Source organism: Nocardiopsis coralli, from assembly GCF_014892575.1.
Lineage (GTDB): Bacteria > Actinomycetota > Actinomycetes > Streptosporangiales > Streptosporangiaceae > Nocardiopsis > Nocardiopsis coralli.
Genome location: NZ_JADBGI010000002.1, coordinates 354516 through 370380, shown reverse-complemented (window position 1 = coordinate 370380; position 15865 = coordinate 354516). Strand labels below are relative to the sequence as shown.

Genomic DNA, 15865 nt, shown 5'->3' with positions numbered 1-15865 from the left:
ACCCCCGACGCCCGAACCCCCGACGCCCGAACCCCCGACACCCACCACACGCAGCACACCTCCGCTCCAGGAACCCCGGACTTACGCGGCCATCCCCGAGCGACACCTACGACACTTTCGGCGCCGACCGCACCCGAGAGCACGGTCCGGGTCAGCCCTGCCGGGGGCAGCCCGCCCGGATCAGCGTTCAGCCCTCCGGATTGCCCAACCCGGATCGCCCCGCCCGGGTCAGCCCCGCCGGGGTCAGCCGCCCGCCCACGCCACCACCCCGCTCCCTCCCGCCACTCCTGTCAGTCCCCGACCGTGTGGGCGTGCACGGGCAGGGAACACCCGCCCACGAGCACGGTGAAGGGGCGCCCCTCCTCGACACCCCGCCCGGCCCCGTCCCGGTGGCTGGGGCCGGTCAACCGCCAGAACGCTGAGGCCAGGAGGGCCGGGTCGTGCCGGTGGGGCACGTCGGGGCTGAGGCGCAGGCGTGCGCCCTCGCGGGTGTGCACGAGGCAGTCCCCGCCCTCGGCCTCGACGGCCAACCGTGCCCGCGGATGCTCGGCCACCGTGCGCGCGAGTCGCGGCCACGGGTCGCCCTCGTCGGGTCCGCACACCACGATGTCGGTGGCTTCCCGCCACCGCAGCTGGGGCTCGTCCGTGTGTGCGACCACGTGTGCGCGGGGCACGGTCAGGCCGGTGCCGACGACGAGCTCGGCCGGGTGCCGTGCCACCCGAACGACGTCCTCCTCGACCTCGGCGGTGCACATGAGCGGCGCGGAGTCGGCGGTGTCGGGCCACCCGCGCCGGTAGGGGACCGGCGGTTCGGGCGGGGTGATGCGCACGTCGTGCACCGGTTCGGGCAGGTCGAGCAGCTTGTAGAACAGCGACCGGGTGATGCGCCCGGCCTCCCCGGGGACCGAGGTGAGCAGGTCGGTGGTCTCCGAGAAGCGCCGCGGGTGGTGGTGCTGGGCGTCCGCGGTGATCTGGGGGAGCAGGGGCGACCCGGGGTCGAGCTGGGTGGCGGCGCGGCCGAAGTCGGCGATGGGGGATCCGGTGGCCATCTCGTGGTGGGGGAAGGTCCCGAGCACGGTGTGGGTGCCCAGGGCGGCCCCGTAGAAGGTGACGGATCCGTGGTCGCCGACGACGTGGTCCGCGGCCACGAGCGCGGCCTGCCACCCCTGGCGGTCGGGCAGGACCCGGAGCCCGGCGCGTTCGGCCTCGGCGAGCCAGGCGCGTACCTGCCAGGTTCCGTGGCTGTGCCAGACGTTGGGGTGGAGGGCGAAGGCGATGCGGTACTCGTCGGCGGGCGCTTCGGCGAGGAGGCGGGTGAGCAGCTCGGGTCGGGATCCCAGGAGGGACGTGGGCCCCCAGGTGGAGCTGATCAGGATCAGTGAGCGGTCGCCGGTCTCGAGGTGGTCGCGGTAGCGCTCACGCCAGGGCAGTCCGGCGCGGATGCGGTCGTGTGTGGGGTCGCCGGCGACCACGGCCGAGGACGCTGCGTCGGGGTAGGACGCGGTGAGGCGCTCGAGCTGTTCCTCGTGCGAGAGGACGAGGGTCTGCGGGATGAGGGCGCCGTCGCGGGCGAGGGTGTTGCGGGAGAGGCCGAACACCGGCTCCGCGGCTCGGGTTTCGGGTTTCGGGTTTCGGGTTTCGGGTTTCCGGTTTCCGGTTTCCGGTTTCCGGTTTCCGGTTTCCGGTTTCCGGTTTCCGGTTTCTCCAGTTTATTGTACCCGGCGCCGTGGGAGAAGGCGACGACGGGTGCCTTGATCTTGTGCAGGTCGTCGCCGTAGCTGGCGGTGATGGCGAGGTCGAATTCTTCTTCCAGGGCCTGTTCCCAGGGCGCTACGGCCACGCCGAGGTCGTGCAGGAATTCGGTGACGCCCTCGCGGAAATTGGAGGTCCGGGCCCGGGTGAAGACGATCTGCACGCGCGGGTCCGATTCCAGGAGCGGCAGCAGGTCGAGCAGGCGGGTCAGGGTGGTCACGGTGTGGGCGACCACGAGGACCTTCCGGCTCTCGGGTCGGGTGGACCATCCGGGTGCGGAGCCGATCGGTACCCGCAGGCGTTCGTGGACGGACATGCCTCTCTCCCGCCGCTGTTCGTGTCCGGTTTCGCCCCGGCTTGCGCCGATCGAGCGTACCGGAGCGCCGCCCTGGCACGCGTTCCGGGTCCGGCTCCGGATCCCGCCCGGGCCGCCGTTCCCGGGCCTGTTCCCGAACCCCGGTGTCCCGGACGACGCCCGGGCACCGGGGGCGGGGTTCACACGCCGTGGGTGTCCCGCCGCGCCTGGGCGTACCGCTCGTGCAGCCCGTCGACCTCCTGCGCCTCCGCGGTGAACTCCGGCTCGCCCACGCTCCACTCCGGGGGTTCCTCGGTGCCCGCGAGCGTCCACGCCGCCTGGCGCGCGGCACCGATGGCCACGTACTCCGCAGGCGGGGGCACTTCCACACGGGCGCCGAGCACGGCGGGTGCCACGGCGCGCACGGCCTCCGAACGCGCGGCGCCGCCGACCAGCTGGACCCTCCCGACGGGGATCCCGCTGTCGGTCAGCGCGGACAACCCGTCGGCCAGCCCCAGGAGCATGCCTTCGACGGCGGCGCGGGCGATGTTCTCCGGGCGCATGTTGGCCCGGGTCAGGTGGTGCAGCGACCCGGCCGCCCCGGGCAGGTCGGGGGTGCGCTCGCCGTCGAGGTAGGGGAGCAGGACGATCCCGCCGGCGCCGGGTTCCGCGTCGGTGGCCAGGCGGTCGAGACCGGCCAGGTCGGTGCCGAGCATGGCGGCGGTCGCGTCCAGGACCCGCGCGGCGTTGAGCGTGCAGACCAGGGGCAGGTACCGGCCGGTGGCGTCGGCGAACCCGCAGATCTCGCCCTTCGGGTCGTGCGAGGGCCGGTCGCCGACGGCGAAGACGGTGCCGCTGGTGCCGAGTGAGATCACGGCGTCGCCCGGGCGCAGCCCCAGGCCCAGGGCGCTGCCCATGTTGTCGCCGGTGCCGGGGGCCACGAGCGCACCGCCGGGCGTGCGTCCGACGGCCTCGGTGGGCGAGGCGACCCGGGGCACGTCGAGCCGGCGTCCGAAGGCGCGTTCCAGCAGGTCGGGGCGGTAGGAACCGGTGGCCGGGTCCCAGTAGCCGGTGCCCGAGGCGTCGCCGCGGTCGGTCGTGGGCTCTTCGGAACCGGAGAGCTTCCAGGTCAGCCAGTCGTGCGGGAGCATGACACCCCGTGTGCGCCCGGCCTCCCCGGGCTCGTGCTCGGCCAGCCAGCGGAGTTTGGTGACGGTGAGGCTGGCGGTGGGCACCGTGCCGACCGCCTCGGCCCACGCCTGGGGGCCGCCGAGCTCGGTGGTCAGGTCGGTGGAGGCCCCGGCCGAGCGGGTGTCGTTCCACAGGAGCGCGGGGCGCACGATCTCGCCGGCGTCGTCGACGGTGACCATGCCGTGCTGCTGCCCGGCCACGGCGACGGCCTCGACCCCGTCGAGCAGCCCGTCGGCCGCCTCCGTCAACGCCTCCCACCAGGCGCTGGGGTGGACCTCGGTCCCGTCGGGGTGCGGGGCCCGTGCCTCGCGGACGACGGCGCCGGTCGCCGCGTCGCAGACCACGATCTTGCAGGACTGGGTCGAGCTGTCGATCCCGGCGACCAGGGACATGTGCGGAGCTCCAGGGGACGGGGGTGGTGTCGTTCACAATCTATGCCGTGAGGATCCCCCGCGAAAGCGCGGGTTCCGCCCATCGCACTCCGCCGATCCGGCCCCGGACACAGGCCGTAGGATCGCGGCTGTGCCTGCCGACCACTCCTCGCTCCAGCCGGCGGATCCCCGCCGTGCGGATCTGTTCGCCGCCGCCGTACTCGCGGTGTTGGCCGCGGCCCTGGCCTGGGGGTGGTTCAGGATCGGCCCGGACCAGCCCGTCTACGGCCTGGTGGTCGTGGCGGGGACCTTCGCCGCGGGGCCTGCGCTGGGCAACCCGATCGAACGCCGGGTGCCCGCGAGGTGGTTCCGTGTTCCCGGCGGCGAACGCATGCTCCACCGTGTGCTCGGTGTGGCGGCCTTCGGTCGGCTGCTGGAGCGCTCGGGTTGGAACCGGGCCGTCGCCGATCCGATGCGGGACTTCGACGGGACCCGGGCGGGGCTGTCCTCATTGGACCGGTCGCTGCGCGGCAACGTGAGCGCCCACGGCGCGTGTTTCGTCGTCCACGTCGCGCTCGCCGTCCTGGCCGTGGCGACCGGCCACCTCCCGGGGGCTCTGTGGATCCTCCTGCCCGGGGTCGTGGTCCACCTGTACCCGGTCATGCTGGGGCGCTCGGTCGCGCTGCGCCTGCAACGGCTGCGCGACCGCCTTCCGCCGCGCCGCCCCTAGGAACCGGACCCCCGGCCGGACCCCGTCGCGGGGCCCGGACCGGTGGGCCCGGCCGCGGTCGTCGAAACTGCCCTCAGCCCAGGCAGAAGAGCAGGTCGCCGCCTTCCACCTTCTGCACCGGGTCCACCGCCAAGCGCGTGACCCGGCCCGCGACGGGCGCCGTGATCGAGGCCTCCATCTTCATCGCCTCGATGGTGGCCACCGTCGCCCCGGCCTCGACCTCCTCACCCTCCGACACCGTGAGGCTGACCGCCCCGGCGAAGGGTGCGGCCACGTGCCCCGGGTCCGACTTGTCGGCCTTCTCGGCGGTGCGCACGTTCGAGGCCAGCGCGCGGTCCCTGATCTGGAGGGGGCGCATCTGGTTGTTGAGCATGGCCACCACCGTGCGCACGCCGCGCTCGTCGGCCTCGCTCACCGCTTCCAGCTCGATGAGCAGCCGCACACCCGGGGACAGGTCCACCGCGTGCTCCTCGCCGGCGCCCAGGCCGTAGAAGAAGTCGGCGCTGGAGAGCACACCGGTGTCCCCGTAGACGGCCCGGTGCTCCTCGAACTCGGCGGTCGGGCCGGGGAAGAGCAGCCGGTTGAGCGTGGACCGCCGTTCCTTGGCCAACCCGGTGCGGTCCTCCTCGGACAGCTCCACCGTGGACAGTTCCCCCGGACGCCCCTCGAGCGCCCGGGTGCGGAACGGTTCGGGCCACCCGCCCGGGGGCAGGCCCAGCTCGCCCCGGAGGAAGCCCACCACCGAGTCGGGGATGTCGAAGCTGCCGGGGTCGGCCTCGAACTCCTCGGGGGAGACGCCCGCACCGACCAGGTGCAGCGCCAGGTCACCCACCACCTTGGAGGACGGCGTGACCTTGACGAGGCGGCCGAGCATCCGGTCGGCGGCGGCGTACATGGCCTCCACGTCCTCGAAACGCTCGCCCAGCCCGAGGGCGACGGCCTGCGTGCGGAGGTTGGACAGCTGTCCGCCCGGGATCTCGTGGTGGTACACGCGTCCGGTGGGCGAGGACAGCCCGGCCTCGAAGGGTGCGTAGACACGGCGCACCGACTCCCAGTACGGCTCCAACTCGTTGACCGCGTCCAGGCTCAGCCCGGTGGAGCGCTCGGAGTGGTCGAAGGCGGCCACGATCGCCGACAGCGACGGCTGGGACGTGGTGCCGGCCATCGAGGCCACCGCGCCGTCCACCGCGTCCGCCCCGGCGTTGGCGGCCGCGAGGTAGGTGGCCAGCTGGCCGCCCGTGGTGTCGTGGGTGTGCACGTGGACCGGCAGGTCGAACTCGCGGCGCAGCGCCGAGACCAGCTTCTCGGCGGCGGGTGCGCGCAGCAGCCCGGCCATGTCCTTGATCGCCAGTACGTGGGCGCCCGCGTCCACGATCCGCTCGGCCAGCCTCAGGTAGTAGTCGAGGGTGTAGAGCTTCTCCGACGGGTCGGACAGGTCGGAGGTGTAGCACAGGGCGACCTCCGCCACGGAGGTGCCGGTCTCGCGCACCGCCTCGATCGCCGGGCGCATCTGCTCGACGTCGTTGAGCGCGTCGAAGATCCGGAAGATGTCCACGCCCGTCTCCGCGGCTTCCTGGACGAAGGCGTTGGTCACCTCCTCGGGGTAAGGCGTGTACCCCACGGTGTTGCGCCCGCGCAGCAGCATCTGGAGACAGATGTTGGGCACGGCCTCGCGCAGCGCGGCCAGCCGCTCCCAGGGGTCCTCGGCCAGGAAACGCAGTGCGACGTCGTACGTGGCGCCGCCCCAGGCCTCCAGCGAGAGCATCTCGGGCAGCGTGTGCGCCACCGCCGGTGCCACGGCCAGCAGGTCCTTGGTGCGCACCCGGGTGGCCAGCAGGGACTGGTGGGCGTCACGGAACGTGGTGTCGGTGACGGCCAGGCCGTTGGATCCGCGCAGCCACCGTGCGAACCCGTCCGGTCCGAGCTCCGCCAGGCGCTGGCGCGAGCCCGCGGGCGGTGTCCCCTCGGGCAGCGCCGGCAGCTTCGTCACCGGGTCCACGAGTCGGGGGCGCTCGCCGTGCGGCTTGTTCACCGTCACGTCGGCCAGGTAGGTCAGCAGCCGGGTGCCGCGGTCCGCCGAGGGGCGCGCGGTCAGCAGGTGCGGGCGCTCCTCGATGAAGGACGTCGTGACCCGCCCTGCCTGGAAGTCGGGGTCGTCCAGCACGGCCTGCAGGAAGGGGATGTTCGTGGCGATGCTGCGGATGCGGAACTCCGCCACGGCCCGGCGGGCCCGGTTGATGGCGGTGTCCAGGTTGTGGCCGCGGCAGGTCAGCTTCACCAGCAGGGAGTCGAAGTGCGGGATGATCTCGGTGCCCGCGGCCGAGGTGCCCCCGTCCAACCGGATGCCCGAGCCGCCGGGGGAGCGGTAGGCGCTGATGATCCCGGTGTCGGGGCGGAAGTCGTTGGCGGGGTCCTCCGTCGTGATGCGGCACTGCAGAGCCGCACCGCGGACGTAGACACCTTCCTGGTGGATGCCGAGGTCGTCCAGGGTCTGGCCCGAGGCGATCCGCATCTGGGACTGCACCAGGTCGACGTCGGTGATCTCCTCGGTGACCGTGTGCTCGACCTGGATGCGCGGGTTCATCTCGATGAAGACGTGGCTGCCGTCCTCGCCGACCAGGAACTCGACCGTCCCCGCGTTGAGGTAACCGATCTGCCGGGCGAAGCGCACGGCGTCCGCGCAGATGCGTTCGCGCAGGTCGGGGTCGAGGTTGGGGGCCGGGGCCATCTCGATGACCTTCTGGTGCCGGCGCTGGAGCGAGCAGTCGCGCTCGTAGAGGTGCACGACGTTGCCCTCGGCGTCGGCGAGGATCTGCACCTCGATGTGGCGCGGGGCGGTCACGGCGCGCTCCAGGAACACCGTGGGGTCCCCGAAGGCCGTGGCGGCCTCGCGCATGGCGGCCTCGAGCGCGCCGCGCAGCTCTCCCGGCTCCTGCACACGCCGCATGCCCCGGCCGCCGCCACCGGCCACGGCCTTGACGAACAGCGGGAAACCGATCTCCTCCGCCCCGGCCAGCAGCGTGTCGGCGTCGTCGGACGGGGCGCTGGACTCGAGAACGGGGACGCCGGCCTCGCGGGCCGCGTTCACCGCACGCGACTTGTCACCGGTCAGCTCCAGCACCTCGGCGGGCGGGCCGACGAAGGTGATGCCGGCTTCGGCGCAGGCGCGCGCGAGGTCGGGGTTCTCCGACAGGAAGCCGTAACCCGGGTAGACGGCGTCGGCACCGGACTCGGTCGCGGCGCGGACGATCTCGTCCACGGACAGGTAGGCGCGGACCGGGTGCCCCGGTTCGCCGATCTGGTAGGCCTCGTCGGCCTTGAGGCGGTGCAGGGAGTTGCGGTCCTCGTGCGGGAAGACGGCGACGGTGCGAGCACCCAGCTCGTATCCGGCACGCAGCGACCGGATGGCGATCTCGCTCCGGTTCGCGACGAGTACTTTGCGGAACATGCCGGCTTCCTCCTGGTTGTTCAGGTCTGCTGCTGAGGGGTCGTTCGGCGACTCTGCCGGAGGCTGTAATAACGGCTCAGGGGCACGATAACCGCAGGGGTGCAGGGGCGATCCGACCGGGGTCAGCAGGTCCGGGTTCACGCTCGGGCCCCTGCTCGCAGCGTGGCCACGGTGCTCTCCGAGGCCCTCCGGCGCCCTCCGCTGCCGTGGCGCGTGTCGCGCGGCTACTACCTACTATCCATGTAGGAAATATGGTTTACTGCTGAGCATGGCAGACCGAGCACCGGCCCGGCGGCCGTGGCGGTCCCTGGCCTTCGGCGAGCGCTGTTGCTGACCGGCACACACCGGCACCGGCACCCACTCCACGAAGGCAGACGACCATGACCGTCCACGACACCGCCCACGCACCGACCCCGCTGACCCTGGAGCGCCTGTCCGCGCTCACCGCCCGGGTCGCCGAGGAGGTCCGCCAGGGCCTCCACGAGATCCGTTTCGACGCCGAGGACCGCTGGTCGGTCCGGCTCCACGCCGACGACCACACCGACGTCTGGCTCATCTCCTGGACACCGGACCAGTCCACGCGCCTGCACGACCACGCCGGCTCCCTCGGGGCCCTGACGGTGGTCACCGGCGCCCTGGTCGAGCGCTACTGGGACTCCGGTCTGCGCGAACGCACCCTCGCAGAGGACGAGGGAGGCACGTTCCCGCTCGGCCACGTGCACGACGTCGTCAACACCGGCGCCGAACCCGCGGTGAGTGTGCACGCCTACTCGCCGCCCCTGACCGCCATGCACTACTACGACGTCGGGTCCGACAACACCCTGCGCCGAACCTCGAGCGTGTTGACCACGGACCCCGAACCGGACGTGCCCACGCTGGAGGACGTTCCGGCCCGCGAGGGCGCACGGTGAGCGCCGTCGCCGACCTGCTCGAGCAGCGCCGCGCCCGGCTGGACCGCCTCGGCCCGCATCGGGCGCGCGAGGCCCAGCTGCGCGGCGCCCTGCTCGTGGACACCCGGCCCGCCGTCAACCGCGAGGCCGAGGGCCATATCCCCGGGGCTCTGGTCATCGACCGCAACGTCCTGGAATGGCGCCTGGACCCCACGAGCCCGGACCGCGTCCCCGAGGCACACGCGCACGACCTGCACGTGGTGCTCTTCTGCAACGAGGGTTACGCCTCCAGCCTGGCCGCGGCGCAGTTGCACGAACTCGGCCTGACCCGGGCCACCGACCTGGACGGGGGGTTCCGCGCCTGGAAGGCCGCCGGGCTCCCCGTCACCGAGCCGGTCCCGGCCCCTTGACCCGGTAGCGGGGCAGCGCCGCCCCGCCACCGCACCGTCCCCCGTCCGTCGAGGAGAACGGCACGACGCCATGACCGAGACACCCTCCACCCCCGAAGCACGCCCGAAACGACGCATCAGCGAGGACTGGGCCGCCACCCTCACCGGGCTGTTCCTGCTCGCCCTGTGCCTGATCGGCGTCATCCCCGAAGGGCTGATCCCCTGATGAGCGCCACGTCCCCCGACCCCGAAGCCCGTACCACCGAGACCGCGCAGGCCACCGAGCCCGACGCGGCACCCGGACGCGCGCCCGCGGGCGCCGCCTCCGCCTGGCTCTGGACCGCGATCGGCCTGGCCGTGGTCCTGGGCCTGGCCTCCACCACCCGGTTCCTGGAGTCCTGGGTCCCCAGCACCGCCGAGGGCACCGCGCTGGGCGGGTTCGCCGAAGCGGTCGAGTACCCCGTCTACGCGATCCTGCTGGGACTCACCGGGAACCTCGTGCTGAGCCTGACCGGCCTGCGCGACCGCCTGGCCCCGGCGTTCAAGACCGAGTTCTTCATCAAGACCGGCCTGGTGCTGCTGGGCTCCACGGTCCTGTTCGACGTCATCATCCGGGCCGCCGGTCCGGCCGTGCTCCAGGCGCTGTTCCTGGTCACCGGTGTCTTCCTGTTCGCCTGGTGGATCGGCGGGCTCCTGGGGCTGGACGACCGGCTGCGCGCCCTGCTGGCCTCGGCCGTGTCCATCTGCGGTGTCAGCGCCGCCATCGCCGCCGCCGGTGCGGCCCAGGCCAAGAAGGAACAGCTCGCCTACGTGGCCAGCCTGGTCATCCTGTTCGCCGTGCCCTCGATCTTCCTCCTGCCGTGGCTGGTGGAGCTCATGGGCCTGGACAACGCGCAGGCGGGCGCCTGGATCGGCGGCAACATCGACACCACCGCCGCGGTGGCGGCCTCCGGCGCCATCGTGGGCGAGGAGGCGCTGCAGATCGCCTCCATCGTCAAGGCCACCCAGAACGTGCTCATGGGCGTGGTCGCGGTCGCCCTGACCGCCTACTTCGCCTTTAAGGTCGCCCCCGCCGAGGGGCGGAGCAGCGCCGGGCGCCCCGGCCTGCGCACGCTGTGGGACCGGTTCCCGAAGTTCGTGCTGGGCTTCCTGGTGGCCTCGATCGTGGCGACCCTGTGGGCCAACAGCGGCCCGGCCGACGCCGAAGCGGGCCTGGACACCGCCTCGGCACTGCGCGACTGGTTCCTCATCGCCGCCTTCACCAGCATCGGCCTGGAGTTCAAGCTCGGTTCGCTGCGTGAGGCCGGCTGGCGCCCGATCGGGCTGTTCGCCGCGGCGACCGTGTTCAACCTGCTCCTGGGGCTGGCCCTGGCGGTCGTGCTCTTCCGGGGCTTCGTCTTCTGACCCGGGTGGTGCGCGTGTGGCCCACGCCACTGTGCAGTGACGCAAAAAGGACTATTCCGACCAAAAAGCGTGGATAGTCTCTGATCAGGCACGTCGGCCCGCGTACCCCGGGCCGATGCGCCGTGCGGACGGCGCCACCGCAGCCGCCGCGCACCCCCCGCGATCCTCCACCCTCTCGATCCCGAAGGAGTGCACATGCGCACCACCTCGCTCGCCGCCGGAGCCACGGCCCTGGTCCTGGCGATGACCGCCTGCGGCGCCCCCAGCGAACAGGGCGGAGGGGACGGCGAGGACGCCCCGCTGCGCGTGGGTGTGAACCCCGTGCCGCACGGTGACATCCTCACCTTCATCGACGAGAACCTCGCCGAGGAAGCCGGCCTGGAGCTCGACATCCAGGAGATCGCCGACTACAACACGCCCAATGCGGCGCTGGTCGACGACGACCTGGACGCCAACTACTTCCAGCACCGGGAGTTCCTGGGCGAGTGGCAGGAGAACGGCCCCGACGCCGACCTGACCTACATTACCGACGTCCACATCGAGCGGCTCGGCCTGTACTCGGAGGACACCGAGGACATCGACGGCCTCGATGACGGCGCCGAGATCGCCGTGCCCAACGACCCGGCCAACCTCAACCGCGCCCTGCGCATCCTCGAGGCCGAGGGTCTGATCGAGATCGACCCGGAGGCAGGCGAGGGCGCCACCGAGAACGACATCACCGAGAACCCGCAGGACCTGGTCGTGACCCCGCTCGAGGCCGCCCAGCTCCCGCGTTCGATCTCCGACGTCGACGCCGCGATCGTCAACGGCAACTACGCGATCGAGGCCGACCTGGCCGAGGAGGCCAACGTCCTGGCCTGGGAGCCCGAGGGCGAGGACTACGTGGAGTCCTACGCCAACGGCCTCGTCGCGCTCGACGAGAACGTCGACGACGAGCGTGTGCAGAAGCTGGCCGAGCTGATGCACGACGAGCGCGTGCTCGAGTACATCCAGGACTCCTGGGAGGGCGTGGTCCTGGGCGTGGACTCCGACGGCGAGGTCGTCGAGGACGAGAACGCCGACGACGAGGGCTCCGACGGCGAGGAGTAGCCCCTCGCCGGACCCGTTGCACCGGGCCCGGGGAACGCACCCGCACGGGTGTGGCCCCCGGGCCTTTCTGTTGCCCAAGGGGCGACCGAATATGTGACGTGAGTCATTGCGTTCGGATCTCCCATTAAACCTACTTACTCAGTAGGGTTAACGCTGTCGCCCCCCGGCCCCCGAACCCCCGATCCGCTCCGAAGGACCCCCGATGAGACAGCACAAGATCCTGCCCGTCGCCTCGGCCGCGCTCGCCCTGACGCTGGCGGCCACCGCGTGCGGGGACGAGGGGCCCGGCGGGGGCGGCGCGGACGAACTCCGGCTCGGGTACTTCCCCAACGTCACCCACGCGCCGGCCGTGGTCGGAGTGGAGGACGGCACCCTCGACGAGGCCCTCGGCGACGTCGACCTGAACACCCAGACCTTCAACGCCGGACCGGACGCCATCAACGCCCTCTTCTCGGGTGAGGTCGACGCGACCTTCATCGGCCCCAACCCCGCGGTCAACGGCTGGTCGCAGTCGGGCGGGGCGCTGAACATCATCGCCGGGTCCACGTCCCAGGGCGCGGGCCTGGTCGTGGACGAGGGCATCGAGGAGGTCGAGGACCTGCCCGGATCCACGCTCTCCACGCCCCAGCTCGGCAACACCCAGGACGTGGCGCTGCGCTGGTTCGCCCGCGACCAGGGCTGGGACGTCGACACCGAGGGCGGCGGAGACCTGTCGGTGGTGCCCCAGGAGAACGCCGACATCGTCAACGCCTTCGGTGCGGGCGAGATCGACGGCGCCTGGGTCCCCGAACCCCACCTGAGCCGTCTGCTCGTGGAGCTGGAGGGCGAACTCCTGGTCGACGAGGCGGACCTGTGGCCCGAGACCGACGGTGAGTTCGTCACCACCCACCTGATCGTCGACGCCGAATTCCTCGAGGAGAACCCGGAAGCCGTCGAGGACCTGCTGCGCGGCCACGTCGAGACGGTCGAGGGGGTCAACGACGACCCGGAGGCCGCCCAGGGGTCGACCATCGCCCACCTGGAGTCGCTCTCCGGTGGCGACCTGAGCCCCGAGGTCATCGCCTCGGCCTTCGACAACGTCACCTTCACGGTCGACCCCGTCGCCCCCTCGCTGCAGGGCGGCGCCGATCACGCGGAGGCGGTCGACCTGCTCGACCCGGTCGACCTCGAGGGCATCTACGCCCTGGACCCCCTCAACGCGATCCTCGCCGAGCAGGGTCAGGAGGAGGTCGAGGGCCTCTAGAGGCGGCAAGGGGCCCGCGAACAGCGCAGATGCAATGTGGCGTGGCACACGTTCTGCGGGTTCCCGGTCCCTCCGCACGGATCGTCCCGAAACTGGGCGATCCCCACGTTCCACCCCTCTGGCCTGCACCTTCAGCGCGGAGAAGGTGCGGCCCGGCAGGGCGCCCGCCCGGGGTTCGCGGATCCCTCCCGGGCGGGCCGCCCGGCCGCCCCGGTTCCACAAAACCTACTTCTTAAGTAGAGTTTCGGGTGTTCCACCGAGCAGCCCCGACGAAGGATCACCCCAGCATGCGTGTGCTCCCCACCCGAGCCCCAGGGCCTGTTCGGCAGAGGCCGACCACCTCGCGGAGGAAGGCGCTCGACGTCAAGGCCCTGTCGGCGACCCTGGCCCTGACACTGGTCACGGCCGCGTGCGGGACGGCTGATGCCAGTAACCCGGACGGCTCCACGTTCACCCTCGGCTACTTCCCCAACCTCACCCACGCCCCCGCGTTCGTGGGAGTGGAGGACGGGACCCTGGACGACGCCCTGGGAGAGCACGTCGACCTGGAGACCCAGACCTTCAACGGCGGGCCCGACGCCATCAACGCCCTCTTCTCCGGCGAGATCGACGCGGCCTTCCTCGGCCCCAACCCCGCCGTCAACGGCTGGCACCAGTCCGAGGGCGAGGCGCTGCAGATCATCTCCGGGGCCGCCACCCAGGGCACCGGCCTGGTCGTGCGCGACGACATCGAGACCGTCGACGACCTGCCCGGCAGCACCCTGGCCACACCCCAGCTCGGCGGCACCCAGGACGTCGCACTGCGCTGGTTCGCCGAGGAGCGCGGCTGGGACGTCGACACCGCCGGCGGCGGCGCGATCTCGGTCATGCCCCGCGAGAACCCCGAGACGCTCGACGCCTACCGCAACGGCGACATCGACGGCGCGTGGCTGCCCGAACCCCACCTGAGCATGCTCCTGGAGGAGGACGACTCCCACCTCCTGGTGCACGAACCCGACCTCTGGCCCGAGACCGACGGCCAGTACGTGACCACCAACCTCGTCGTGGGACAGGAGTACCTGAACCAGTACCCCGACACCGTCCAGGACTTCCTGCGCGGCCACGTCGAGACGGTCGACGGGATCAACGACGACCCCGAACGGGCCCGCGAGACGGCCAACGCCCACCTCGACGACATCAGCGGAGGCCGGCTCGAGGACGAGCAGGCCGACGCCGCCATCGAAAACATCACCTTCACGGTCGACCCCGCCGGGCCCTCCCTGGAGACCGGGGCCGAGCGCGCAGCCGAGATCGATCTGCTCGAACCCGTCGACCTGAACGGAATCTACGCCCTCGACCCGCTCAACGACGTCCTCGCCGAAGAGGGCCGCGAGCCGGTCGACGGGTTGGAAGGGTAGGCCAGCATGACCACCGCCACCGAGACGCCCGTGGGCGTCGAAGCCGTACGCGTCGACGACATATCCAAGGTCTTCGGCAGCGGTCGGGGCGCCGTCACCGCCATCGACGGGATGAGCGTGCACGTCGACCGCGGCGACTTCCTCGCCGTCGTGGGTGCCTCCGGGTGCGGCAAGAGCACCCTGCTCTCCCTCGTGGCCGGCCTGGAGGAACCCACCACCGGCACCGTCGACGTGGGGGACCGCAAGGTCGCGATGATGTTCCAGGAGGCCGCGCTCTTCCCCTGGCTCACCGTCGGTTCCAACATCGAGATCCCCATGCGGGTCAACCGGGTGCCCAAGGCCGAGCGCCGCCGCCGCGTCGAGGAGCTCCTGGAGCTGGTGCGCCTGCAGGGCATGGCCAAGAAGCGCCCCCACGAACTCTCCGGCGGAATGCGCCAGCGTGTGGCCCTGGCCCGCGCCCTGGCCCAGGACGCCGACGTCCTGCTCATGGACGAGCCCTTCGGCGCCCTCGACGCCATGACGCGCGACATCCTCCACGACGAGCTCGAGCGCATCTGGCGCGAGCGCAACCTGACCATCATCTTCGTCACCCACAACGTGCGCGAGGCCGTGCGCCTGGGCGACCGGGTCGTGCTCCTGTCCAGCCGCCCCGGCCGGGTCATCGAGGAGTTCACCGTCGAGGGTGAGCGCCCCCGCCGCATCGACTCCGCCGGCATCGCCGAGCAGGCCGCCGGCATCACCGACCGACTGCGCGAGGAGGTCTCCCGCCATGCCTGAGACCACGGAGCGGGAGAACCGCCACGTCCAGGGGCTGGACGCCCTCGAACTCCAGCCCGCGCGCGGTAAGGACGACCGGAACATCGCCCAGGTCGCCGGCCGCATCTGGTCGGCCACCTGGCCCAAGCTCGCCGCGATCGCGATCGTGCTGCTGTCCTGGCAGGCCGTGGTCTGGTCGGGGTGGCGTTCGGAGTTCGTCTTCCCCGGGCCGGACAAGGTGCTGCCGACCCTCTTCAACGAGGTCACCACCCCCGAGTTCTGGACCGCCGTCCAGGTGACCATGCAACGGGCCTTCGCCGGATTCGCGCTCGCCCTGGTCGTCGGTGTGCTCATCGGCCTGGCGGTCTCGCGGTTCAGGCCGCTGCGCAGCGCGATCGGGTCCCTCATCACCGGGCTCCAGACCATGCCCTCCATCGTCTGGTTCCCGTTCGCGATGCTGCTGTACGGCATCACGGAGTCGGCGATCATGTTCGTGATCGTGCTCGGCGCCGCCCCCTCCATCGCCGGCGGGCTGACCTCGGGCATCGACTACGTCAACCCGTCGCTGTTGCGGGCCGGCCAGGTCATGGGCCTGCGGGGGATCCAGCACTACACGCTGCTGATCGTGCCCGCCGCCCTGCCGATGTTCGTCTCCGGCCTCAAGCAGGGGTGGGCCTTCGCCTGGCGCTCCCTCATGGCCGGTGAGCTGCTGGTCATCATCAACCAGCAGAACTCCATCGGATGGGCGCTGAGCCAGGCCCGGCAACTCAACGACGCCGAACGCCTGCTGAGTTACATCATCATCGTGCTGGTCATCGGCATCGTCATCGACGTCTTCTTCAACTGGGCCGACCGCGCCCTGCGCCGCCGCTGGGGCGTCTCGCAGGACTGACGGGGGCTCGGGCGGGGC

General features: G+C 71.8%; 13 protein-coding genes. 10 read left to right on the top strand and 3 right to left on the bottom strand.

Annotation, left to right across the window (positions count from 1 at the left end):
• Positions 1-290: 290 nt before the first annotated feature.
• Both IDM40_RS03450 and xylB read right to left on the bottom strand, forming a co-directional pair.
• Complete coding sequence (locus IDM40_RS03450; protein ID WP_193120409.1) at positions 291-1598, bottom strand: hypothetical protein; 1308 nt, start codon at positions 1596-1598, stop codon at positions 291-293.
• 649 nt (positions 1599-2247) lie between these two features.
• Positions 2248-3630, bottom strand: coding sequence for a xylulokinase (gene xylB, locus IDM40_RS03445; protein WP_193120408.1), 1383 nt, complete (start codon positions 3628-3630; stop codon positions 2248-2250).
• Between the two features lie 130 nt (positions 3631-3760).
• Here xylB and IDM40_RS28550 point away from each other — a divergent pair, with 130 nt between their 5' ends.
• On the top strand, positions 3761-4339 hold the full coding sequence (locus tag IDM40_RS28550) for a glycosyl-4,4'-diaponeurosporenoate acyltransferase CrtO family protein (RefSeq protein WP_193120407.1): 579 nt from the start codon (positions 3761-3763) through the stop codon (positions 4337-4339).
• 73 nt (positions 4340-4412) lie between these two features.
• On the opposite strand, the gene IDM40_RS03435 is transcribed toward IDM40_RS28550, so the two are convergent.
• A complete protein-coding gene (locus tag IDM40_RS03435; RefSeq protein ID WP_193120406.1) occupies positions 4413-7787 on the bottom strand; it encodes a pyruvate carboxylase in 3375 nt (1124 codons plus the stop codon).
• A 380-nt stretch (positions 7788-8167) separates the two neighbouring features.
• Between IDM40_RS03435 and IDM40_RS03430 the strand changes: the two genes are divergently transcribed.
• From IDM40_RS03430 to IDM40_RS03395, 9 genes are all read left to right on the top strand, one after another.
• Positions 8168-8698 (top strand): cysteine dioxygenase, encoded by a 531-nt coding sequence (locus IDM40_RS03430; protein WP_193120405.1) that lies wholly within the window; start codon positions 8168-8170, stop codon positions 8696-8698.
• Positions 8695-9087, top strand: a complete 393-nt coding sequence (locus IDM40_RS03425) for a rhodanese-like domain-containing protein (RefSeq protein WP_193120404.1) — start codon at positions 8695-8697, stop codon at positions 9085-9087. The genes IDM40_RS03430 and IDM40_RS03425 overlap by 4 nt, the downstream gene beginning before the upstream one ends.
• A 70-nt stretch (positions 9088-9157) precedes the next feature.
• Complete coding sequence (locus IDM40_RS28545) at positions 9158-9292, top strand: hypothetical protein (RefSeq protein ID WP_268959294.1); 135 nt, start codon at positions 9158-9160, stop codon at positions 9290-9292.
• Positions 9292-10470: a YeiH family protein gene (locus IDM40_RS03420; RefSeq protein WP_193120403.1), complete on the top strand. Its 1179-nt coding sequence runs from the start codon at positions 9292-9294 to the stop codon at positions 10468-10470. The genes IDM40_RS28545 and IDM40_RS03420 overlap by 1 nt, the downstream gene beginning before the upstream one ends.
• A 195-nt stretch (positions 10471-10665) precedes the next feature.
• Entirely contained in the window at positions 10666-11559 is an 894-nt protein-coding gene (locus IDM40_RS03415) for a MetQ/NlpA family ABC transporter substrate-binding protein (RefSeq protein WP_193120402.1), read from the top strand.
• A gap of 202 nt (positions 11560-11761) precedes the next feature.
• Entirely contained in the window at positions 11762-12802 is a 1041-nt protein-coding gene (locus IDM40_RS03410) for an ABC transporter substrate-binding protein (RefSeq protein ID WP_193120401.1), read from the top strand.
• Between the two features lie 287 nt (positions 12803-13089).
• The gene (locus IDM40_RS03405; RefSeq protein ID WP_235997256.1) at positions 13090-14199 is read left to right on the top strand and encodes an ABC transporter substrate-binding protein; all 1110 of its coding nucleotides are present in this window, start codon (positions 13090-13092) and stop codon (positions 14197-14199) included.
• A 6-nt stretch (positions 14200-14205) separates the two neighbouring features.
• Entirely contained in the window at positions 14206-14976 is a 771-nt protein-coding gene (locus IDM40_RS03400; RefSeq protein WP_193120400.1) for an ABC transporter ATP-binding protein, read from the top strand.
• Positions 14969-15847: an ABC transporter permease gene (locus tag IDM40_RS03395; RefSeq protein WP_193120399.1), complete on the top strand. Its 879-nt coding sequence runs from the start codon at positions 14969-14971 to the stop codon at positions 15845-15847. The genes IDM40_RS03400 and IDM40_RS03395 overlap by 8 nt, the downstream gene beginning before the upstream one ends.
• Positions 15848-15865 lie beyond the last annotated feature (18 nt).

Excerpts from the sequence above, each read along its gene's own strand:
- IDM40_RS03405 (WP_235997256.1), top strand. The coding sequence starts at position 13,090 with ATGCGTGTGCTCCCCACCCGAGCCCCAGGGCCTGTTCGGCAGAGGCCG.
- IDM40_RS03420 (WP_193120403.1), top strand. The coding sequence starts at position 9,292 with ATGAGCGCCACGTCCCCCGACCCCGAAGCCCGTACCACCGAGACCGCG.
- IDM40_RS03410 (WP_193120401.1), top strand. The coding sequence starts at position 11,762 with ATGAGACAGCACAAGATCCTGCCCGTCGCCTCGGCCGCGCTCGCCCTG.
- IDM40_RS03400 (WP_193120400.1), top strand. The coding sequence starts at position 14,206 with ATGACCACCGCCACCGAGACGCCCGTGGGCGTCGAAGCCGTACGCGTC.
- IDM40_RS28545 (WP_268959294.1), top strand. The coding sequence starts at position 9,158 with ATGACCGAGACACCCTCCACCCCCGAAGCACGCCCGAAACGACGCATC.
- IDM40_RS03430 (WP_193120405.1), top strand. The coding sequence starts at position 8,168 with ATGACCGTCCACGACACCGCCCACGCACCGACCCCGCTGACCCTGGAG.
- IDM40_RS03435 (WP_193120406.1), bottom strand. The coding sequence starts at position 7,787 with ATGTTCCGCAAAGTACTCGTCGCGAACCGGAGCGAGATCGCCATCCGG.
- IDM40_RS03395 (WP_193120399.1), top strand. The coding sequence starts at position 14,969 with ATGCCTGAGACCACGGAGCGGGAGAACCGCCACGTCCAGGGGCTGGAC.
- xylB (WP_193120408.1), bottom strand. The coding sequence starts at position 3,630 with ATGTCCCTGGTCGCCGGGATCGACAGCTCGACCCAGTCCTGCAAGATC.
- IDM40_RS03415 (WP_193120402.1), top strand. The coding sequence starts at position 10,666 with ATGCGCACCACCTCGCTCGCCGCCGGAGCCACGGCCCTGGTCCTGGCG.